The 21566-nt window shown below is 61.5% G+C and carries 20 protein-coding genes and 1 pseudogene; 11 read left to right on the top strand and 10 right to left on the bottom strand.

The window, feature by feature from the left end:
• Nucleotides 1-24: 24 nt before the first annotated feature.
• Nucleotides 25-1116: a calcium:proton antiporter gene (locus KVQ82_RS26545; RefSeq protein WP_222016702.1), complete on the bottom strand. Its 1092-nt coding sequence runs from the start codon at nucleotides 1114-1116 to the stop codon at nucleotides 25-27.
• Between the two features lie 274 nt (nucleotides 1117-1390).
• Between KVQ82_RS26545 and KVQ82_RS26550 the strand changes: the two genes are divergently transcribed.
• The 3 genes from KVQ82_RS26550 to KVQ82_RS26560 all read left to right on the top strand — a co-directional run bounded on the left by KVQ82_RS26550 (nucleotide 1391) and on the right by KVQ82_RS26560 (nucleotide 4607).
• Nucleotides 1391-2464: a BMP family ABC transporter substrate-binding protein gene (locus KVQ82_RS26550; RefSeq protein ID WP_222016704.1), complete on the top strand. Its 1074-nt coding sequence runs from the start codon at nucleotides 1391-1393 to the stop codon at nucleotides 2462-2464.
• A 143-nt stretch (nucleotides 2465-2607) separates the two neighbouring features.
• Entirely contained in the window at nucleotides 2608-3573 is a 966-nt protein-coding gene (locus KVQ82_RS26555) for a 2-oxoglutarate and iron-dependent oxygenase domain-containing protein (protein ID WP_222016706.1), read from the top strand.
• Nucleotides 3574-3653: 80 nt separating this feature from the next.
• The gene (locus KVQ82_RS26560; RefSeq protein ID WP_003221371.1) at nucleotides 3654-4607 is read left to right on the top strand and encodes an adenosine deaminase; all 954 of its coding nucleotides are present in this window, start codon (nucleotides 3654-3656) and stop codon (nucleotides 4605-4607) included.
• 16 nt (nucleotides 4608-4623) lie between these two features.
• Here KVQ82_RS26560 and KVQ82_RS31715 read toward each other — a convergent pair.
• The 4 genes and pseudogenes from KVQ82_RS31715 to KVQ82_RS26575 form a co-directional block, all read right to left on the bottom strand.
• Nucleotides 4624-4713, bottom strand: a pseudogene (locus KVQ82_RS31715) (metal ABC transporter ATP-binding protein); the annotation flags it as partial.
• A 12-nt stretch (nucleotides 4714-4725) separates the two neighbouring features.
• Nucleotides 4726-6108 (bottom strand): MFS transporter, encoded by a 1383-nt coding sequence (locus KVQ82_RS26565; protein ID WP_222016709.1) that lies wholly within the window; start codon nucleotides 6106-6108, stop codon nucleotides 4726-4728.
• A gap of 127 nt (nucleotides 6109-6235) precedes the next feature.
• The gene (locus KVQ82_RS26570) at nucleotides 6236-6967 is read right to left on the bottom strand and encodes a helix-turn-helix transcriptional regulator (RefSeq protein WP_041067961.1); all 732 of its coding nucleotides are present in this window, start codon (nucleotides 6965-6967) and stop codon (nucleotides 6236-6238) included.
• A gap of 316 nt (nucleotides 6968-7283) precedes the next feature.
• Nucleotides 7284-8213 (bottom strand): LysR family transcriptional regulator, encoded by a 930-nt coding sequence (locus tag KVQ82_RS26575; RefSeq protein WP_086794394.1) that lies wholly within the window; start codon nucleotides 8211-8213, stop codon nucleotides 7284-7286.
• A 118-nt stretch (nucleotides 8214-8331) separates the two neighbouring features.
• Here KVQ82_RS26575 and KVQ82_RS26580 point away from each other — a divergent pair, with 118 nt between their 5' ends.
• The 3 genes from KVQ82_RS26580 to KVQ82_RS26590 all read left to right on the top strand — a co-directional run bounded on the left by KVQ82_RS26580 (nucleotide 8332) and on the right by KVQ82_RS26590 (nucleotide 9998).
• Nucleotides 8332-8625 (top strand): putative quinol monooxygenase, encoded by a 294-nt coding sequence (locus KVQ82_RS26580; RefSeq protein ID WP_086794397.1) that lies wholly within the window; start codon nucleotides 8332-8334, stop codon nucleotides 8623-8625.
• Between the two features lie 32 nt (nucleotides 8626-8657).
• Nucleotides 8658-9671 carry a zinc-binding alcohol dehydrogenase family protein gene (locus KVQ82_RS26585; protein WP_047291086.1) on the top strand — a complete coding sequence of 338 codons (1014 nt, stop codon included), beginning with the start codon at nucleotides 8658-8660 and terminating at the stop codon, nucleotides 9669-9671.
• Between the two features lie 153 nt (nucleotides 9672-9824).
• Nucleotides 9825-9998: a hypothetical protein gene (locus tag KVQ82_RS26590; RefSeq protein ID WP_169842458.1), complete on the top strand. Its 174-nt coding sequence runs from the start codon at nucleotides 9825-9827 to the stop codon at nucleotides 9996-9998.
• Nucleotides 9999-10001: 3 nt separating this feature from the next.
• On the opposite strand, the gene KVQ82_RS26595 is transcribed toward KVQ82_RS26590, so the two are convergent.
• Complete coding sequence (locus KVQ82_RS26595) at nucleotides 10002-11204, bottom strand: multidrug effflux MFS transporter (protein ID WP_041067973.1); 1203 nt, start codon at nucleotides 11202-11204, stop codon at nucleotides 10002-10004.
• A gap of 232 nt (nucleotides 11205-11436) precedes the next feature.
• A complete protein-coding gene (locus KVQ82_RS26600) occupies nucleotides 11437-11637 on the bottom strand; it encodes a heavy-metal-associated domain-containing protein (protein ID WP_047291084.1) in 201 nt (66 codons plus the stop codon).
• 148 nt (nucleotides 11638-11785) lie between these two features.
• Between KVQ82_RS26600 and KVQ82_RS26605 the strand changes: the two genes are divergently transcribed.
• From KVQ82_RS26605 to cueR, 3 genes are all read left to right on the top strand, one after another.
• Nucleotides 11786-12169: a hypothetical protein gene (locus KVQ82_RS26605; RefSeq protein WP_047291083.1), complete on the top strand. Its 384-nt coding sequence runs from the start codon at nucleotides 11786-11788 to the stop codon at nucleotides 12167-12169.
• A gap of 163 nt (nucleotides 12170-12332) precedes the next feature.
• Nucleotides 12333-14726, top strand: coding sequence for a heavy metal translocating P-type ATPase (locus KVQ82_RS26610; protein ID WP_222016713.1), 2394 nt, complete (start codon nucleotides 12333-12335; stop codon nucleotides 14724-14726).
• Nucleotides 14723-15136, top strand: coding sequence for a Cu(I)-responsive transcriptional regulator (gene cueR, locus KVQ82_RS26615; protein ID WP_007962968.1), 414 nt, complete (start codon nucleotides 14723-14725; stop codon nucleotides 15134-15136). The genes KVQ82_RS26610 and cueR overlap by 4 nt, the downstream gene beginning before the upstream one ends.
• On the opposite strand, the gene KVQ82_RS26620 is transcribed toward cueR, so the two are convergent.
• The 3 genes from KVQ82_RS26620 to KVQ82_RS26630 form a co-directional block, all read right to left on the bottom strand.
• Entirely contained in the window at nucleotides 15090-16334 is a 1245-nt protein-coding gene (locus tag KVQ82_RS26620) for an MFS transporter (protein ID WP_222019449.1), read from the bottom strand. The two genes, cueR and KVQ82_RS26620, sit on opposite strands and share 47 nt — an antisense overlap.
• Nucleotides 16335-16454: 120 nt before the next feature.
• Complete coding sequence (locus KVQ82_RS26625; RefSeq protein WP_222016715.1) at nucleotides 16455-17351, bottom strand: PA4780 family RIO1-like protein kinase; 897 nt, start codon at nucleotides 17349-17351, stop codon at nucleotides 16455-16457.
• Between the two features lie 238 nt (nucleotides 17352-17589).
• Nucleotides 17590-18867 (bottom strand): acetyl-CoA C-acetyltransferase, encoded by a 1278-nt coding sequence (locus KVQ82_RS26630; protein WP_222016718.1) that lies wholly within the window; start codon nucleotides 18865-18867, stop codon nucleotides 17590-17592.
• 328 nt (nucleotides 18868-19195) lie between these two features.
• On the opposite strand from KVQ82_RS26630, the gene KVQ82_RS26635 reads away from it, so the two are divergent.
• The gene (locus KVQ82_RS26635) at nucleotides 19196-20548 is read left to right on the top strand and encodes a 3-oxoacyl-ACP reductase (RefSeq protein WP_222016720.1); all 1353 of its coding nucleotides are present in this window, start codon (nucleotides 19196-19198) and stop codon (nucleotides 20546-20548) included.
• Nucleotides 20549-20550: 2 nt separating this feature from the next.
• On the top strand, nucleotides 20551-21405 hold the full coding sequence (locus KVQ82_RS26640) for a MaoC family dehydratase (RefSeq protein WP_222016723.1): 855 nt from the start codon (nucleotides 20551-20553) through the stop codon (nucleotides 21403-21405).
• Nucleotides 21406-21566: the final 161 nt, after the last annotated feature.

Genomic DNA, 21566 nt, shown 5'->3' on the forward strand with positions numbered 1-21566 from the left:
CTCCCACATTGGTTTCCGTCAGCCTCAAAGGCCGAGCAGCGACAGCATGATAAACGTCGCAAACAGCACAAAGTGGGTCATACCTTCGATGGCATTCGTCTCGCCGTCATTCAGGTTGATCGCACTGACGATCAGCGTGATGAAGATCATCACCGTCTGCACCGGGGTCATCGCCATTTGAAATGGCTGGCCGGTGTACAGCGCCATCGCTTCCATCACCGGCACGGTCAAAATCACCGTCGACAGTGACGCGCCCATCGCAATGTTCACCACCGATTGCATGCGGTTGGCCAACGCGGCACGCAACGCCGTCAGAATCTCCGGCGCGGCGGAAATCGCCGCCACCAGAATCGCCGTGATCACCGGCGGTGCCCCCGTGCCTTCCAGGCCCAGATCGAGGGTCTTGGACATCACTTCGGCCAGTGCGCCGATCACCACCACCCCAAACACCAGAATGCCGATCGACCACGCCAGGCTCAGCGGTTTCGGCTCATCCTCCACCGGTTCTTTCTTGCGGCGTTTATCCGGGTAGCTGTAGCTGAAAAAGTAACTGTGCGGCCCGACCTGCATGCGCAGGAACAACGCATAAAGCACCACCATCGCACCGATGGTGAACGCTGAATAAATCTTCCAGTTGGCCGCCGGAATAAACTCCGGCACCACCATCGACACGCCCATGGCGGTGAGGATCATCACGCTATAGCTGCGCGCCGAATCATCGTTGTACGACTGCTCGCCATGCTTGAGGCCACCCATCAGCGCGGCAAGGCCGAGGATGCCGTTGATGTCGAGCATCACCGCCGAATAGATCGTGTCACGCACCAGCGTGGCGGACGCTTCGTTGCTCATCATGATCGCCAGGATCACCACCTCCACCAGCACCGCAGCGAGGGTCAGGATCATCGTGCCATAGGGGTCGCCGACTTTTTCGGCGAGCAGTTCAGCATGATGGGCAACGCGCATCGAAGCCGCGACGATGAAGGCGATCAGCACCAGACCGCAGATCAGCGCGACGATCTGGCCGCTGTGCAGCATCCAGTGTTCCAGCGGATAGGCGATGCACGCGGCAATCACTGCCAGCAGCAGAAAGCTTTCTTGCTTGAGGATCGTGAGCATGGCGGGCCTTTTTGCCGAGAGGTTCGAATGAGCTACTGACTGCGGCGCGGCGCTAACGTTTCGTTACACCTTAGCGCACCAGCCGATAGCGTGAATCCGCTGACTTGCACTGCGTTGGTTCCGGCGCTGAAAAGATCGCAGCCTGCGGCAGCTCCTACAGGTTTGCCATTCCCCTGTAGGAGCTGCCGCAGGCTGCGATCTTTTGCTTTGTTGTCCTGTTGGTCAGCAATTTGCATTGCTCCTGACCACACACAACAAAATGGAGCTCCAATTCATGCAAATACGTCCGCTGCACAAACTGCTGTGCGCCGCCATCGGTCTGGGGATCAGCCTGAGCGCCAGCGCTGCCGATCCGCTGAAGGTCGGTTTCGTCTACATCGGCCCGATCGGCGACCACGGCTGGACGTATCAGCATGAACAGGGACGCAAGGCGCTGGCGGAGAAATTCGGCGCGCAGATCACCACCAATTACGTCGAGAACGTCGCCGAAGGCGCCGACGCCGAGCGGGTGATCCGCAACATGGCCAAGGACAACTACAACCTGATCTTCACCACCTCGTTCGGCTACATGAACCCGACGCTGAAAGTCGCCAAGCAATTTCCCAAAGTGACCTTCGAACACGCCACCGGCTACAAGCAGGACAAGAACCTCGGCACCTATCTGGCGCGCACCTACGAGGGGCGTTATGTCGGCGGCTTCCTCGCGGCGAAGATGACCAAGACCAAGAAAATCGGCTACGTCGCCTCGTTCCCGATTCCGGAAGTGATCCGCGACATCAACGCCATCCAGCTGGCCCTGAACAAGTACAACCCCGGCACCGAAATCAAAGTGGTGTGGGTCAACTCGTGGTTCGACCCGGGCAAGGAAGCCGATGCCGCCAACGCGCTGATCGACCAGGGCGTTGACGTGGTGTTCCAGCACACCGACAGCCCGGCGCCGATCCAGGCCGCCGAACGGCGTGGTGTGTACGCCGTGGGTTACGCCTCGGACATGGCGCACTTCGGCCCGAAAGCGGTGCTGACTTCGATCGTCAATGACTGGGCGCCGCATTACATTCAAGCGACCCAGAGCGTGATCGACCACAGCTGGAAATCCCAGGACTACTGGGGCGGGCTGAAAGAAGGCACGGTTGAACTGCCGATCAGCGAGCTGGTGCCGGCACCGGTGAAAGCCGAGGCCGAACAGATCATCGCCGACATCAAGAGCGGTGCCCTGCAACCGTTCACCGGGCCGATCAAGGATCAGGCCGGCGTCGAGAAAATCCCGGCCGGGGTGAGCGCAACCAATGCCGAACTGGCGTCGATGAACTACTACGTTGAAGGCATGAAGGCCGAGATGCCGAAGTAATCTCTTCAAACTTGCATCGCCCCTGTGGGAGTTGGCTTGCCAGCGATGAGGCCCTCACATTCAACATCATTGTTGCCTGTCAGACCGCTATCGCTGGCAAGCCAGCGCCCACATTTGATCTTCAGCGTTCTCAAGGATTGTGTATGGATCAGCTTCCGGTCATCGACATCAGCCCGCTCTATTCCACCGACCAAAACGCCTGGCCCGCCGTCGCCGCGCAGATCGACCAGGCCTGCCGCGAATGGGGCTTTTTCTACATCAAGGGCCACCCGATTTACGCGCAGCGCATCGACTCGCTGCTCGACCACGCCCAGCGTTTTTTTGCGCAACCGACCGAAGAAAAACTCAGGATCGACATCACCCAGACTTGCCACCATCGCGGCTACGGTGCCATCGCCACCGAACAGCTCGACCCGGACAAACCCAGCGACCTCAAGGAAACCTTCGACATGGGCCTGCACTTGCCGGCGGATCATCCCGAGGTGCTCGCGGGAAAACCGCTGCGCGGGCCGAATCGTCATCCTGCACAAGCAGGCTGGGAAGCGCTGATGGAGCAGCACTACCTCGACATGCAGGCGCTCGCGCAAACCCTGCTGCGGGCGATGACGATTGCGCTGGGGATCGAACGCGACTTCTTCGATTCGCGCTTCGTTGAGCCGGTCAGCGTACTGCGGATGATCCACTACCCACCGCGCCACACCGCCAGCAGCGCCGCACAGCAAGGCGCCGGAGCGCACACCGATTACGGCTGCATCACCCTGCTCTATCAGGACAGCGCCGGCGGCCTGCAAGTGAAGAACATCAACGGTGAATGGATCGACGCGCCGCCCATTGACGGTACCTTCGTGGTCAACCTCGGCGACATGATGGCGCGCTGGAGCAATGACCGTTATCGCTCGACGCCGCACCGGGTCATCAGTCCGCTGGGAGTGGATCGCTATTCGATGCCGTTCTTCGCCGAGCCGCATCCGGATACTCGCATCGAATGCCTGCCCGGTTGTCAGGACGCACAGCATCCGGCGAAATATCCGACCACCACCTGTGCCGAATTCCTGCTGTCACGCTTCGCCGATACCTACGCCTATCGTCGCGAGCCGCAAGCGGTCTGATGGATCGCTTGGTCAGGTTTTGCCAATTGTTTCGGCAAGCATCTGTAGAATGCCGTCATTGCACCTGATGAGAAAAGCATATGTACGACTGGCTCAACGCCCTGCCCAAGGCTGAACTGCACCTGCATCTGGAAGGCTCGCTGGAGCCCGAGCTGCTGTTCGCCCTGGCCGAACGCAACAAGATCGCCCTGCCGTGGAGCGATGTCGAAACCCTGCGCAAGGCTTACGCCTTCAACAACCTGCAGGAATTTCTCGACCTGTATTACCAGGGCGCCGACGTGCTGCGCACCTCGCAGGACTTTTACGACCTGACCTGGGCCTACCTGCTGCGCTGCAAAGCGCAGAACGTGATTCACACCGAACCGTTCTTCGACCCGCAGACCCACACCGACCGCGGCATCCCGTTCGAAGTGGTGCTCAACGGCATCGCGGCGGCACTCAAGGATGGCGAACAGCAACTGGGCATCACCAGCGGTTTGATCCTGAGCTTCCTGCGCCACCTGAGCGAAGACGAAGCACAGAAAACGCTGGATCAGGCGCTGCCGTTCCGTGATGCGTTTGTCGCCGTCGGCCTCGACAGCTCCGAGATGGGTCACCCGCCGAGCAAGTTCCAGCGCGTGTTCGACCGCGCCCGCCACGAAGGCTTCCTGACCGTCGCCCACGCCGGTGAAGAAGGCCCGCCCGAGTACATCTGGGAAGCCATCGACCTGCTGAAAATCCAGCGTATCGACCATGGCGTACGCGCCATCGAAGACGAACGCCTGATGCAGCGGATCATCGACGAGCAGATCCCGCTGACCGTGTGCCCGCTGTCGAACACCAAACTCTGCGTGTTCGATCACATGTCGCAGCACAACATCCTCGACATGCTCGAGCGTGGGGTGAAGGTCACCGTCAACTCGGATGACCCGGCGTACTTCGGCGGTTACGTCACCGAGAACTTCCACGCGCTGCACGAACACCTGGGCATGACCCAGGATCAGGCCAAGCGCCTGGCGCAGAACAGCCTGGATGCGCGCCTGGTAAAACCGTAAGTACAAAGCAAATCCCCTGTGGGAGCGGGCTTGCTCGCGAAAGCGGTGTGTCATTCAACCAATATGTCGACTGACACACCGCTTTCGCGAGCAAGCCCGCTCCCACAGGGTGCTGTGTTCAGCCAGCGATCTCTGCTTCAGTCAGCTCCTCCAGGGTTTTACCGCGCGTCTCCATCCCGAACAGCCACACCACCCCCGCCGCAATCGCAAAGCACAGCGCCCCCAGTGCAAACACTCCGCCCTGCCCGGTAATCGGGAACACCAATCCGGTCACCAACGGCCCGAGCAGCGAACCGACACGCCCAATCGCCGAGGCAAAGCCCGAACCTGTGGCGCGCGCCGAAGTCGGGTACAACTCCGGCGTATAGGTGTAAAGCACCGCCCACATGCCGAACAGGAAAAACTGCATCAACAATCCCGAGCCGATCAGCAGCGCGACATTGCCCCCAAACACCGCACTCTGGCCGTAGATGAACGCCATCACCCCGCCGCCCAGCAGCGTGACGATACACACCGGTTTGCGCCCCCAGCGTTCCACCAGCCACGCCGCCATCAGAAACCCGGGAATCCCGCCCAGAGAAATCAGCACGGTGTAATACACCGACTGGGTCACGGCGAAACCCGACTGCTGCAACAAGGCACTGAGCCACGACGTCAGCCCGTAAAAACCGAGCAAGGCGAAAAACCACAGGCTCCAGATCATCGTCGTGCGCTGGCGGTATTGCGGCGACCAGATCTGCTGCAGGGCCGAGAAGAAGTTGCCCGGCGGCGTCACTGTCCTTGGCAGGCGCACCGGCTCAGGCAATGTCGCAACGCCAAGAGACGTGCGCACCCGTGCCTCGATGGCGCCGAGGACTTTGTCCGCCGCTGCGTGACGTCCGGCCTGCTCCAGCCAGCGCGGTGATTCGGGAATGAAAAAACGGATCGCCAGCACAAACACCGCCGGTACCGCCAACACCAGGAAGATGTCGCGCCAGCCAATCAACGGCAGCAGGAAGTAAGACAGTACGCCGGCAGCGACAAAACCCAATGGCCAGAAACCGTCCATCAATGCGATGTAGCGCCCGCGCCGCTGCGCCGGGATCAGCTCCGAGAGCATCGACTGCGCAATGGGAAACTCCATGCCCATGCCGATCCCCAGCAGGATGCGGAACAGCGTCAGGCTCTCGACCGTTTGTGCGGTCGAACACAGATAACTGGCCACGCCCCACAGCACGATGCTCCACTGAAACACCGGTTTGCGTCCGAAGCGGTCGGCGAGCATGCCCGACAGCGATGCCCCCAGCACCATCCCGAAAAAACTCGAACTGGCGAGCAGGCCGGCTTGTGCACTGCTCAGGCCAAACTCGCTTTTGATCGAGCCGAGCAGGAACGTCATCATGGCCAGGTCCATGGAATCGAAAAAGAACGCCAAGGCGATGATGATGAAAATGACCCGGTGATAACCGCTGAGCGGCAGCCGTTCCAGACGTTCTGCCGCGCTGAAGTTTCGCGTATCCATACCTCATCCCCCATCCACGAAGTGTGCGGACCGAGTGTGCGCGATAACGCCTCAACGCTTTTTCTGGATACGACCTGTTCGCAGTCACAGACGACGCAAGCAACGAAGTTGACCGGCGAATGCTCTATTACGCCAGTTCCAGCTCGACTTCCTTGGCGAAACAGTGAATTTCCCGCTGTCCGGCCGGCGTGACTTGCAATGCGCGAGAATCCTTGGGCAGCACCAGCCAGCCGGACTGCATGAACAATTGCAGCAACGCGGCGCCCAGTGAACCGCCCAGATGCGGACGGCGTTCGCTCCAGTCCGGACAGGCACACGCCACCTGGGCCTTGCGATGGGCCAGGGCCTGAATGAACACCCCGCGATTCGCCAGCTGCGTCGAGCCTTTGAGCGTCACCACGACCCGCTGCTCGATCTGTTCGATCCAACCGGCATCAAGCAAACGCTGGTACAGATCGGCGGCCAGCGTGCCGCCCAAATGATCATCGCAAAAGCGCGCACGCAGCAGCGAGGACGGTGCGGTTCGTGGATTGTTGATCGGCGTCGAGCGTTTGAATACGTGAGGGACGTCCCGCGGCGCACTGGCAATCGTGGCACTGGCCAGGGCTTCAATGGCGGCTGCGATTTCCGGAGCCGCCAGGCGGAAGAAGCGCTTGCGTCCACGGACCTCGACTTTCAACAGGCCACCCGCGGACAAACGCCCCAGATGCGCACTGGCCGACGACGGCGACAGCCCTGCCAGCAGCGCCAGCTCCTCGGTCTGGCGGGCCGAGCCATCCATCAACGCCCACATCATCGCGCTGCGCTTGGGGTCGGCCAGCAGCGTGGCGATCTGGCTGATGCAAGGTGCATGTTCCATGTATTCACTCCCTGTTGAATCGTATCGTCTACTGCTCGAAGACATCTTGACCAGTAATGTGTCGTCGGCCAAGACGGGTAAAACGCCATGAGCCGGTGCAAGCCAGGTCAGCACTGCCACACCCGTCGATGGCGTGTTCACAGCGTTTGTATGGCGCAGGCACGGCCCTGGAAAAACCGGCCTGATTCTGCCCTGGCCAGTTGTCGGTGCAGGTTTGAGGCGGTCGCTAGTATAAGCGGGATGCACGCTGCTTCCTGCGCCGTGGCTGACGCGAATGGTGATAGTTCCTGAGTGAAATTTCGCTAATTGCCTGCGACTAATGATCAAGTTTCGGGAAATTGGGAAATTGACTACTTAATTCGACGCATCGGCTGGCGAGCATTTCCCTTAAAAGGTTTACCGGCTTACTCAATTGCGCGCGATGGGCGCACAACAGATTCAGCGGAGCACGCTCGCAGAGAAGCTCCGGCAACAACACTTTGAGGCGTCCGGCGAGGACATCGGTGCCGACATCGAGCCACGATTTATAAGCAATGCCCGCCCCCGCCACCGCCCACAACCGTACGACGTCGGCGTCATCACTGAAGCGATCGCCACTGACCGTCAGACCGACTTCGCGCTTGCCGTCATGAAAACTCCAATGGTCATGCACGCGGCTGCCGAGCATGTACAGCAGGCAATTGTGCTGCGCCAATTGTTCGAGCTGACGCGGCTCGCCGTGGCGCGCCAGGTAGGCCGGCGAGGCGCAGAGCACGCGGCGATTGTCCGGGGCGATGGGCAGGGCCACCAGGCTCGAATCTTCCGGTTCGCCATAGCGCAGGGCGATGTCCACTGGCTGGCGGAACAGGTCGGCGATACGGTCACCGAGCAACAGGCGCACGGTCAGCTTCGGGTGCTCGCGCTGAAACTCGTCGAGCCACGGCAACAGCAGGTTGCGCCCGAAATCCGAAGGCGCCGACAACTGCAGGATGCCGCTGACCTGATCCTGCGCGCTGGAGAGAAAGCGCCGGCCCTCGTCCAGCGAACCGAGCGCGGCCCGGGCATATTCGAGAAAGCCTTCGCCCTCGGCGGTCAGGCGCAGGCTGCGGGTCGAACGCGCCAGCAAGCGCACGCCCAGTTGCTGTTCGATACGCTTGAGCGCGGCGCTGGCCACCGCGGCAGACATGTCCATCACCCGCGCGGCTGCCGACAGACTGCCCAGGTCCGCAGCGCGAACGAACAACTGCAAATCGTCGAAACGCAGCATTCTCAGCCTCGATTATCAAAAAAATATTGAAAGAGACTGCTCTTTTAGCCGGTTTTATCGCGCCGAGAAATAGCCAATGATGGGTTCAAGCAAATTTATCCCGCGACTGGAGCCGCACATGTCCCAAGCATTCACCGCCATCGCCACCCTGATCGCCAAACCCGGTCAGCAGGACACCCTCGAAAACGCTCTGCGCGCACTGGTTGAGCCGAGCCGCGCCGAGGAAGGCTGCGGCCAGTACGACCTGCACCGCGACCTCGCCGACCCGCTGACTTTCTATGTGATCGAACACTGGGCCAGCGAAGAAATCCTCCAGGCGCACAACGCCAGCGCGCACTTCCAGAATTTCCAGGCCACAGCCGGCCACTGTATCGAACACTTCCAATTGAAACGCCTGGGCAGCATCGCCTGAGCCCTTCTTCTATTACCGCTACGGAGCAAATCATGAAAGCCATCGCCTATTACGCTTCCCTGCCGATCAGCGACGAAAAGTCCCTGCAAGACATCGAACTGCCGGAGCCGGTCGCAGGCCCGCGCGACCTGCTGGTGGAAGTCAAAGCCATCTCGGTCAACCCGGTCGACACCAAGGTGCGGCAGAACGTGGCGCCGGAAAACGGCGCGGCAAAAGTGCTGGGCTGGGACGTCGCCGGCGTGGTCAAAGCCGTCGGCAGTGAAGTGACGCTGTTCAAGGCCGGCGACAAGGTGTTCTACGCCGGCTCCATCGCCCGTGCCGGTGGCAACAGCGAACTGCACGTGGTGGATGAGCGGATTGTCGGCCACATGCCCAAGTCCCTGGGTTTCGCCGAAGCCGCTGCCCTGCCGCTGACCGCGATCACCGCGTGGGAATTGCTGTTCGAACGCCTGCAGATCCGTGAGGGCAAGACCGATGAAGGTCAAAGCCTGCTGATCGTCGGCGCCGCTGGCGGTGTCGGTTCGATCCTCACCCAACTGGCCCGCCAGTTGACCGGCCTGAAGGTGATCGGCACTGCGTCCCGTGCACAGACTCGCGACTGGGTGACTGAGTTGGGCGCCGATCTGGTGATCGATCACAGCCAGCCGTTGAGCGAAGAGCTAAAGCGCGCCGGCATCGATCACGTGACCCACGTCGCCAGCCTGACCCAGACCGATCTGCACCTCGATCAACTGGTCGAGGCCTTGGCGCCGCAAGGCAAACTGGCGCTGATCGACGATCCTAAGTCACTGGACGTGAGCAAACTCAAGCGCAAGAGCCTGTCGCTGCACTGGGAATTCATGTACACCCGCTCGCTATTCGAAACCCCGGACATGATCGAGCAGCACAAACTGCTCAACCGCGTGGCCGAGCTGATTGATGCGGGGACTTTGAAAACTACGGTGGGCGAGCATTTCGGCACGATCAATGCGGCGAACCTGCGACGCGCGCACGAGTTGCTGGAAAGCGGCAAAGCCAAGGGCAAAATTGTTTTAGAAAGTTTCTGAGAATCCGACGGCCGCAATCAGCGCCAGACCCGTTAAGGGCTGGCGCTGTTTTTTGCCGTCAGTCAGATGCTTCTCCGTTGTCACAAATGCGATCGTATTCAGGTCTACAATCGAAACCTCTGCGATGCATCTTTTACACAAGGGAGGTCAGCAATGAAGATCCTGATAAAAGAAGTGGCAAAGTCTCAATGGCAAGTTCGTCTGGACCAGCACGCCGTGACCTTTCGCAGTGAAGCCGAGGCTCTCGCCTTCACCCGCACCCTCGAAGCGCGCCTGCACGCGCCCCATCAGATTCCCCAGCCCGGACAACAACGCGCCGTCGGCTGAGGTTCAGGCTTCGGCCTGTGCTTGCGCCAGTGCCCGGGCATTCTGCAAACGCCGGGTGTACATCGCAATGCTCACCACCAGCAGTCCGCACAGGCTGATGACCATGGCCATCGGCATGGCGCTGCCATCGTGCAGGACACCCACCAGCGAGGCCGCGCCGGAGGCCACGCTGAATTGCAGGCAGCCCATCAGCGCCGAGGCACTCCCGGCGCGCGCGCCCTGGCCGTTCATCGCGCATGCCGCAGCATTGGGCAGGATGCAGCCGAGGCTGGCAATGCACACGAACAACGGAATCAACAGCGGCCACAATGCTTCGGTGTGCATCGCGCTGACCGCGAGCAGCGAAACGCCGGCCAACAGGTATACCCACACCGCTCGCGCCAGCAGGAAGGACGGACCGCGCTTGGCCAACAGCCGCGCGTTGACCTGAGCCACCAGAATGAAACCCGCTGCATTGGTGCCGAACAGCCAGCCGAAATGCTCGGCGGGTACGCCGTACAGTTTGATGAAGACAAATGGTGAACCGGCGATGTAGGAAAACATCCCGGCGACCGCGATACCGCCGGTCAGTGCGTGGCCGAGAAACACCCGGTCACCGAACAACCGGCCGTATTGACGCAACGCACCGGACAGCGGCTGGCGCGGCACGTAGGCCGGCAGGCTTTCCGGTAACCCCAGCGCCACAGCGAGGCCGGCCAGTGCACTAAAGCCAGTCAGCACGAGGAAGATCGACTGCCAGCCCGTGGTGTTGACCAGCAGACCGCCGAGCAATGGTGCGAGGATTGGCGCCAAACCCATCACCAGCATCAACTGCGAGAAGACTTTCGCCGATCCGACGGCATCGCATTTGTCGCTGACCACCGCCCGGGAAATCACCATCCCCGCGCAGCCGCCCAAGGCCTGGACGAAGCGGGCCCCGATCAGCCATTGCAGATTCGGCGCATAGGCGCAGGCCAACGAGGCCAGCGTGAACAGGCCGACACCGACCAGCAGCGGCAGGCGCCGACCAAACCGGTCGGCCACCGGGCCATACAACAACTGCCCGATCGACAGACCGGCGAAATACGCTGCCAGTGTCAGCTGGACGTGCTTTTCATCGGTGCCAAAGGCCAGCGCCATTGACGGGAACGCCGGCAGATAGAAGTCGATCGCCAGCGGACCGAAGGCGCTCAAGGCACCGAGAATCAGTATGGTACGGAAGTTCATCAGGCATCCAGGTTGGATTGGAGTCGGCAGCCCGACAGTCTAGCCGCGCAAAGACACCTTGAACATTCCGATAGCTCGCTAACTATTAAAAATCAGATGATTTACACCTGACCTGTGGCGAGGGAGCTTGCTCCCGCTGGACTGCGCAGCAGACCCAGTGTTTTCAATTGGAAAAAAAGGGCCGCTTCGCGACCCGGCGGGAGCAAGCTCCCTCGCCACAGGGGATTCATCGTCATCCGGCGAGTTTTACCGGGTAACCCTCTTCGCTGATGACCTCGATCACCTGCTCGGGGCTGAGCGAACTCTCGACGCCGACTTCTTTGGCCGCCAGATCGACCCGCACGCTGGCCGCCGGATCTTTCGCCTGCACGGCGTTGGTGATGGCTTTGACACAGTGGCCGCAGGACATGCCTTGAACGCTGAACACTTGCATGGTGGGACTCCTTTGAGTGAGGTTGCCGGCAGTGTCGAGCTTGCCACCATGGCAAGGTCAAGTTCTGCGTAAAACTGCCGGGCTGGCAATCGGCGCTGCGCTCAGCCAAGCTGCGTGCATCAATGACTCAAATTCAGGAGATTCAGCCATGCGCTGGTCAGCTTTCAGCCTGTTTGGCTTGCTCAGCCTCTTTGCCGCCCTGCCTCAGGCCAATGCAACCGGCGAGGACTATGCGGTTCTGATCATCTCGCGCGAGCGCCTGGAAGTGCCGACTTCCTGCGAGATTGGCGTATATCTCAATGACGAACTGGCGGCGCGCCTGCTTCAGGAGCAGACCACTTCGTTCAATCTGCCGCACGGCACGATTTCCATTCGTCTGAAACAATTGCCTGGCCAGATGCCGGGGTGCCAGGCAGGCATGCTCGCGCCGCCCGCGCAGCAGATCTCGCTCAAGGCCGGCGATGTGCTCAAGTACCGGATCGCGGCCAACGCCAAAGGGCTGTACCTGCGACCTGCCGCCCTCGAATATTGAGTCAATGAAAAAGATCGCAGCCTTCGGCAGCTCCTGCATTGGAATGCAATCCACCTGTAGGAGCTGCCGAAGGCTGCGATCTTTTGCTTTTCAGATTGGCGCTTGACCTTGCCCGCATGGCAAGGTTGATCCTTGTAGACATCTTCTACAGGGAGTAAGACCGATGTCCGATTCCATCACTTTCGATCTGCCGATTGCCGGCATGACCTGCGCCAGTTGCGCCGGGCGTGTCGAGCGGGCGTTGCGCAACGTCAGCGGCGCCAGTGGCGTCAGCGTCAATCTCGCCACCGAACAGGCCCGCGTCCAGGCACCCGGTGACAGCTTGCCAGCGTTGATGGAGGCGGTTGAACGCGCCGGTTACAGCGTCCCACAACAAACCGTGGAACTGAGCATCGACGGCATGACCTGCGCCTCGTGCGTCGGTCGCGTCGAGCGCGCCCTGAACAAAGTCCCCGGGGTGAGGAGCGTCAGCGTCAACCTCGCCAACGAACGCGCCCACCTCGAATTGCTCGGTCAGATCGATCCGCAATTGCTGCTCGACGCCGTGAGCAAGGCCGGTTACTCGGCCAGCGTCTGGCAAGCCGAACATCCCGCAGCGGATAACCAGCAACAGCGCCTGCAACATGAACGCTGGGCGCTGATCTGCGCCATCGCTCTGGCCTTGCCGCTGGTGCTGCCGATGCTGCTGCAACCGTTCGGCATTCACTGGATGCTTCCGGCCTGGGCGCAATTTGCCCTTGCCACGCCGGTGCAATTCATTTTCGGCGCGCGATTTTATGTGGCCGCGTGGAAAGCCGTGCGTGCCGGCGCCGGCAACATGGATTTGCTGGTCGCCCTCGGCACCAGCGCCGGATATGGCCTGAGCCTGTACGAATGGGCCACCGCCGCCGGGCGCATGCCGCATCTGTATTTCGAAGCGTCAGCCGTGGTGATCGCCCTGGTGCTGCTCGGCAAATATCTGGAAAGCCGCGCCAAACGCCAGACCGCCAGCGCCATCCGCGCCCTCGAAGCCTTGCGCCCGGAACGGGCGATTCAAGTCATCGACGGTCACGAACAAGACGTGGCGATCAGCGCCCTGCGCCTCAACGATCTTGTTCTGGTCAAACCCGGTGAACGCTTCCCGGTGGACGGTGAAGTGCTGGAAGGCCAGAGCCACGCTGACGAAGCGCTGATCAGCGGCGAGAGCCTGCCAGTGCCAAAACAGCCGGGCGACCAGGTCACCGGCGGTGCGATCAACGGCGAAGGTCGCCTGATGGTGCGCACCACCGCCCTCGGCGCGGAAAGCGTGCTGGCGCGGATCATTCGGCTGGTGGAAGACGCCCAGGCAGCGAAAGCGCCGATCCAGAAACTGGTGGATAAAGTCAGCCAGGTGTTCGTGCCCACCGTGTTGCTGATTGCCCTCGTCACGTTGATTGGCTGGTGGCTGTACGGCGCGCCTATGGAAACAGCGTTGATCAACGCTGTCGCCGTGCTGGTGATCGCTTGTCCGTGTGCCCTCGGCCTCGCCACGCCGACGGCCATCATGGCCGGCACCGGTGTGGCTGCGCGTCACGGCATTCTGATCAAGGACGCCGAAGCGCTGGAACGTGCCCATGCAGTCGACAACGTGGTCTTCGACAAGACCGGCACGCTGACTTCCGGCACCCCGCGCATCGCCCATTTCAGTGCGCTGGATGGCGATGAAAATACCCTGCTGACACTGGCCGGCGCCCTGCAACGCGGCAGCGAGCATCCGCTGGCCAAAGCCGTGCTGGACGCGGCCGCCGAGCGTGACCTGAGCGTGCCGGATGTCAGCGACAGCCAGTCCCTGACCGGGCGCGGTATCGCTGGCACGCTTGACGGTCGGCGCCTGGCGCTGGGCAATCGGCGCTTGCTGGAAGAAAGCGGATTGAGCGCCGGCCACCTCGCCGAGTCCGCCAAGGCCTGGGAAAGCCAAGGCCGGACCTTGTCGTGGCTGATCGAGCAAAGCCCGGAACCGCAAGTGCTCGGTTTGTTCGCCTTCGGCGACACGCTCAAGCCCGGCGCACTGCAAGCCGTGCAGCAACTGGCCGCCCGAGGTATCCACAGCCATCTTTTGACTGGCGACAACCGTGGCAGTGCGCGCGTGGTGGCCGAGGCGCTGGGCATTGAAAACGTTCATGCCGAAGTGCTCCCCGCCGACAAAGCCGCGACCGTCGCCGAACTGAAGAAAACCGGCGTGGTGGCAATGGTCGGCGACGGCATCAACGACGCCCCGGCACTGGCCGCAGCGGACATCGGCATCGCCATGGGCGGCGGTACCGATGTGGCCATGCACGCCGCCGGCATCACTCTGATGCGCGGCGATCCACGGCTGGTGCCGGCAGCACTGGAGATCAGCCGCAAGACCTACGCGAAGATCCGCCAGAACCTGTTCTGGGCCTTCGTCTACAACCTGGTCGGCATTCCGCTGGCAGCGCTCGGCTTCCTCAATCCGGTGCTGGCCGGTGCGGCGATGGCGCTGTCGAGCGTCAGCGTGGTGAGCAATGCGCTACTGTTGAAAACCTGGAAACCGAAGGATCTGGAGGAGCACCGATGAACATCGGCCAAGCGGCCCGGCACAGTGGCCTGAGCGCAAAGATGATCCGCTATTACGAGTCGATCGGCCTGCTCAAGGCTGCCCATCGCACCGACAGCGGCTACCGGGTCTACAGCGATGATGACCTGCACACGCTGGCGTTCATCAAGCGTTCGCGGGACCTGGGGTTTTCTCTGGAAGAAGTCGGCAAGCTGCTGACCCTGTGGCAGGATCGCCAACGTGCCAGCGCCGATGTGAAGGCGTTGGCACGGCAGCATATTGACGAGTTGAATCAGAAGATCCGCGAACTCGGCGAGTTGCGCGACACCCTGCAGGACCTGGTCGAGCACTGTAATGGCGACCATCGCCCGGACTGCCCGATCCTCAAGGAACTGGCGTCGGGCTGCTGCGCGCAACCCGCCCGCGCCTGAGCGCCAACAGCTTAACGGTCAACAACGTACCGAGCGGGATGCCGTGAAACAGCAGCACCACGGCACCCGGCGTCCACCAGCCGTAGAACGGCGCGGCGATCAACATGCCGACACCGAACCCGGTCATTTGCAGCAAGGTCAGGAAGCTGAAGACCGGCAGGCGCAAATGCTCCGGTTCGCGTTGCAGGCGCGACATCAGGCCGACCTCGGAAATGCCGTCCCCCAACCCCGCCGGCAGGGAAAACAGCAGCAGACCGAGCAGGCTGTGCTGCTGGAACATCAGGATAAAGCCGCAGGACATCAACGCCACACCGAAGAAATACCGTCGCTCCAGGTCACGGTTATCAGAACCTTTGAGGCGACTGGCAATCCGCGCACCCAGCAGTTTGCCGCTGGCCCACACCGCCAGCATCAGGCCGAGCGTGGTGCTGGCCGAATCGGGTGTCAGCAGTCTGGAGATGATCGGGAAGCCGACGTTGTGCGCGGCACTGCCCAAGGTGTCGGCCATGGTCACAGCGAGCATCGCCGCAATCACCGGAGCGCTGCGCAGGCCTTGTTTCAGGGCTGACCACTCGCCGCGTTCGCTGGCCGATTGTTCGCAGACGTCTGCAGCGGCGAAGCGCAACGGCGCAATCAACAGCGCCGCCAGCACATAGGTCAATGCGTTGAGCGCAAACACCGTTTCGAAACCGAATGCCGCCACCAGCAAACCGGACACCAGGCTGCCACCGACCATTGCCGCCGATGAAGCCGAGGTGATCCAGGCATTGGTTTTCAGTAGCTGCGCCGGTTCGATCAGCCGTGGCAACTGACTGTTGAGGCCGATGGCGAACATCGAATTGCCAAAACCCAGACCGAAAGCGATCACCGGCAACAGCAACGCCTGCTGGCTCCCCGGCAGGATCAACAGCAGACCCAGCAACACCGCGCGCAGCAGATCGAAGGCAATCAGCGGCCCCCGGCCGTTCCAGCGCCGGTAAAAGCGAGTGCCAATCAGGCTGGCAAAAATCCCCCCGCCGACACGACTGGCGAGAAACACCCCGACGCTCATGGCGCTGTTGCTCAGCAGGTAAACGTACGTCGCCAGAGCGACCATGTTGAGGAAAGCGCCGAAGTCGGAGATCAGCCGGGCGCTGATGATGAGGCGGGCGTTCACATTCAATCCTTGAGTGTGCGAGGGCTGACAAGATTCCCACATAAAGTCCATAGACACCACCGGCCCCTGTGGGAGCTGGCTTGCCAGCTCCCACAGTGAGGTGTGGTGAAGGAACATGCGGGCACAAAAAACCCGGCCGAAGCCGGGTTTCTGTTCAAGCGCTTACTGCATCCACGGTGGTGGCGGTGGTTCGTCGGACTTGCCTTTGGGCGCATTGTCGGCGGCACGGATCGCCTGCTTGCGCTCTTCATCCAGACGCGCCGCTTCGATCTCGCGCAACACTCCGCCAACGTCGGCCAGGTCTTCAGGATCGTCGAACTCGCCGGTCAGCACACTGTTGGGGTGCAAGGTGCCGGCTTCGTACAGCGCCCACATTTCTTTCGCATAACGGGTTTTCTTCAGCTCCGGGGCAAAGCGCCCGAAGTACGAAGCCATGTTGCCCACATCACGCTCCAGCATGCTGAACGCGTGGTTGTTACCAGCGGCATCCACCGCCTGCGGCAGGTCGATGATCACAGGACCTGTCGGGGTCAGCAGCACGTTGAACTCCGAGAGGTCACCGTGCACCAGACCGGTACACAACATCAGCACGATCTGCGAGATCAGGAACGCGTGATATTCGCGGGCCTGATCCGGCTCCAGCACCACGTCGTTCAGACGCGGCGCGGCATCGCCGTATTCGTCGGCCACCAGTTCCATCAGCAGCACGCCATCGAGAAAATCGTACGGCTTGGGCACTCGCACGCCGGCTCCGGCCAAGCGGAACAGCGCCGCGACTTCGGCGTTCTGCCAGGCGTCTTCGGTCTCCTTGCGACCGAATTTCGAACCCTTGGCCATCGCCCGCGCCTGCCGGCTGTTACGCACCTTGCGCCCTTCCTGATACTCGGCTGCCTGGCGGAAACTGCGTTTGTTCGCCTCCTTGTAGACCTTCGCGCAACGTAACTGGTTACCGCAGCGCACCACATAAACAGCTGCTTCTTTACCACTCATGAGTGGGCGCAGCACTTCGTCGACCAGACCGTCTTCGATCAGGGGTTCAATGCGTTTTGGAGTCTTCATCAGCTTTTATTGTGGGTCCTTTATTACCAAACACGCGAATGTCACTCGTTATACGGCAATCCTCGCGCTACGGGGAGGGGTTGCCGACCTGTGAACCCTGTGGATGCACACACTGTGCCGAAATAATCGACCGACCGTTGCCGATCATAGCCGAGCCCACCGGGCTTGTAGTGATCGGTCGTCGAGGGCATTTGCGACAGAATCTGACATCGCATGCATTTCCCCTGAGGGATTGCGCTCAGCGTTCGATGATTGCGGTGACACCCTGGCCGCCGGCAGCGCAGATCGAGATCAGCCCCCTGCCCTTGCCCGCGGCATCCAGCAATTTCGCCAGATTGGCGACAATCCGCCCGCCCGTCGCGGCAAACGGATGCCCCGCCGCCAGCGAGCTGCCTTTGACATTCAAGCGGCTGCGATCGATCGAACCGAGCGGCGCATCCAGTCCAAGACGGGTCTTGCAGTATTCGGGGTCTTCCCAGGCCTTGAGCGTGCACAGCACCTGCGCGGCGAACGCTTCGTGAATTTCGTAGTAGTCGAAGTCCTGCAAGGTCAGGCCATTGCGCGCCAGCAGACGCGGCACCGCATACACCGGCGCCATTAACAGCCCTTCGGCGCCGTTGACGAAATCCACGGCCGCCGCTTCACCGTCATGCAGATAGGCAAGGATCGGCAAACCACGCTCTTTCGCCCATTCTTCACTGCCCAGCAGCACCACCGAGGCACCGTCGGTGAGCGGTGTGGAGTTGCCCGCCGTCAGCGTCCCCTTCGCGCTTTTTTCGAAGGCCGGCTTGAGCGTGGCGAGTTTTTCCAGGGTCAGGTCCGGGCGCAGGTTGTTGTCGCGGGTCAGGCCGAGGAACGGCGTCATCAGGTCGTTGTGCCAGCCTTCGCTGTAGGACGCGGCGAGTTTGTGATGGCTTTCGAGGGCCAGTTGATCCTGCTCTTCACGAGGAATATTCCAGGTCTGCGCCATCAGTTCGCAGTGCTGGCCCATCGACAGGCCGGTGCGTGGCTCGCCATTACGCGGAAATTCCGGAATCAAGTGCCGTGGGCGCAGTTGCAGCAAGGTTTTCAGTTTGTCGCCGGTGGTCTTCGCGCGGTTGGCCTGCAAGAGGATTTTGCGCAAGCCTTCGCTGACGCTGATCGGCGCGTCCGACGTGGTATCGACGCCGCCAGCGATGCCGCAATCGATCTGGCCGAGGGCGATTTTGTTCGCCACCAGCAGCGCCGCCTCCAGCCCGGTGCCGCAGGCTTGCTGGATGTCATAGGCCGGGGTGGCCGGTGACAGCCGCGAGCCGAGCACACATTCTCGGGTCAGATTCATATCCCGTGACAATTTAAGCACCGCCCCCGCCACCACTTCGCCGATGCGCTGGCCGTGCAGGTTGTAGCGTTCGATCAGGCCTTCAAGCGCGGCGGTGAGCATCACCTGATTGCTGGCGGTGGCGTACGGCCCGTTGGAGCGGGCGAAAGGAATACGGTTACCACCGATGATGGCGACGCGGCGCAGTTGACTCATGAAAAGCTCCTTTTCCAAATGGTCGAATTCACTTGAATCCTTTGCAGGAGTGACCTGTGGTGAGGGGATTCATCCCCGATGGGTCGCGCAGCGGCCCCCTCATTGCAATCGCTATACATTGCGACTGCTTCGCAGCCGATCGGGGATGAATCCCCTCGCCACGGGTCACTCCTACAAGGTTCAACGTTGTTTCTGAATTTGTGTTTGGCCACACAACCATCGGCGGCCAACTACTCTGCTGTTCTAGCGTAGGCCTTATTGCGTGGATCGAACGATTGATTGCCGTTGGTAGTCCACACTTTGAACCCCAACTTTTGGAGAGCGTTCCATGTCTGACCGCTATATCGACTTCGCCAACTCATCCATCGGCCATCGTCTGGTCGGGGCGTTGGGCCTGCCGTCGCCGGTGCGGCTGGAACGCTGGCAGGCCGGGCGCCTGCGGCCGGTAGACGGTGCGCTGTTGATCGGCGGCGGGCCGCTGGCCGAGCGGGTCATTGCATTCGCCAACCGCCTGACCGATGCGATCTACAGCTACGGCACCGAACCGTCGCTGGCCACCGCGTGGATTCCCGGGCACGGGCCGAAACTCAAGGCCGTGGTGTTCGACGCCAGCGACCTGCAGCACACCGACCAGCTCAAACAGCTGCGCGAATTCTTCCAGCCGCTGATGAAAAACCTCGACCACAGTGCGCACCTGGTGATTCTCGGCCGCGCCCCGGAAACCCTGCGCGATCCCTTTGCCTCCAGCGCACAACGGGCACTGGAAGGTTTCTCGCGCTCGCTGGCCAAGGAGTTGCGCAGCGGCGGTACGCTGCAACTGATTTATGTCGGTGAGGGCGCCGAAGAGCAACTGGAAGGTCCGCTGCGGTTTTTCCTCTCGCCGAAAAGTGCCTTCATCTCCGGGCAGGTGATTCGCCTGACCGTGTGCGCCACGCACGTCACAGACTGGACCCGGCCATTGGCCGGACGCAAGGCGTTGGTCACCGGGGCAGCTCGCGGGATCGGCGCATCCATCGCCGAAACCCTGGCCCGCGATGGCGCCGAGGTAATTCTGCTCGACGTGCCGCCGGCCAAGACCGATCTGGAAGCCCTCGCCGCGCGGCTCGGCGGCCGCGCTATCACCCTCGACATTTGCGCTGAAGACGCCGCTGCGCAATTGATCGAACAACTGCCGGACGGTCTCGACATTCTGGTGCACAACGCCGGGATCACCCGCGACAAGACCCTGTCCAACATGACCCCGGAATTCTGGGATGCAGTGCTGGCGGTCAACCTCAATGCGCCGCAGGTGCTGACCAAGGCCCTGCTCGACAGCGGCAGCTTGCACGACAACGCGCGGGTAATTCTGCTGGCCTCGATCAGCGGTATCGCCGGCAATCGCGGACAGACCAACTACGCCGCGAGCAAGGCCGGCCTGATCGGCCTGGCCCAGGCTTGGGCGCCGACGCTGCACGAACGCGGCATCAGCATCAACGCCGTGGCGCCGGGCTTCATTGAAACCCAGATGACCGCGCACATTCCGTTCGGCCTGCGCGAGGCCGGGCGACGCATGAGTTCGTTGGGCCAGGGCGGTTTGCCGCAAGACGTCGCCGAAGCCGTGGCGTGGCTGGCCCAACCGGGCACTGGCGCGTTCACCGGCCAGGCGCTGCGGGTCTGTGGACAAAGTGTTCTGGGGGCGTAGACATGAGCATTGAATGGCACACCCTCGACCGCGAACCGAGCCTGCCCGGCCTGTATGCGCGGGCCGCGACCCGACGCAAGATCACCGGCACCCGACTGCCCGACAGCGGCTTGCGCTGCTGGATCGATGTCGACGGCCAGAAGCTGGCGGCCTATCGCAAGGTCTGCGGCTTTGCCGATGACGGCCTGCTGCCGCCGACTTATCCACACATCCTCGCGTTCGCCCTGCAAATGCAATTGCTCACGCAGAAGGATTTTCCGTTCCCGCTGCTGGGGCTGATTCATCTGAGCAACCGCATCCGTGTATGGCGGCCGATGGGCGGAATCAGTCGCGCACAAGTCAGCGTCCGCGTGCACAACCTGCAGCCACATCCCAAAGGGGCAACCTTCGATGTGTTGACCACCCTCGATGATCAACTCGGGCCGCTGTGGGAAGCCGAAAGCCAGATGCTTTGTCGTGGCGTGAAACTCGACGGCGAACCGGTCGAACAACAGTGGGAACCTGCGCAGGCTCTGTCCCAGGTGGCGCAGTGGAAAGCGCCGGCCGATATCGGTCGGCAGTACGCCAAGGTCTCGGGCGATTACAACCCGATTCACCTGAGCGCCGCCAGTGCCAGGCTGTTCGGTTTTCCCACGGCGATTGCTCACGGCTTGTGGAACAAGGCACGAACCCTTGCGGCACTGGCCGATCACTTGCCAAAAGCCAACTTGGAAATCGTCGTGCATTTTCGCAAACCGGTGCGCTTGCCCAGCGAGGTTTCGTTGCTGGCGAGTGCGGCGGGGTCGAGTGGCGAATTACGCCTGATCGGTGCTGGCGATCTGGAGCATATGGTCGGTCAGTGGCAACCGGTTGCCTGATTCTCACCCCCGGGCAAGCCTGTAAATTGTGTATATATCACTTAAGTTTTCCCGCCCTGCACGCAGCCCCCTGGAAAACTCCCAGCCTTGATTTTCAAGGCTTTTTTTTGCGCGTTTATATCCTGGGTATTAGTCCTTAGGCACTGCGCGGCGCCTTATAT

Source organism: Pseudomonas sp. AO-1 (assembly GCF_019775695.1).
GTDB classification, from domain to species: domain Bacteria; phylum Pseudomonadota; class Gammaproteobacteria; order Pseudomonadales; family Pseudomonadaceae; genus Aquipseudomonas; species Aquipseudomonas parakoreensis.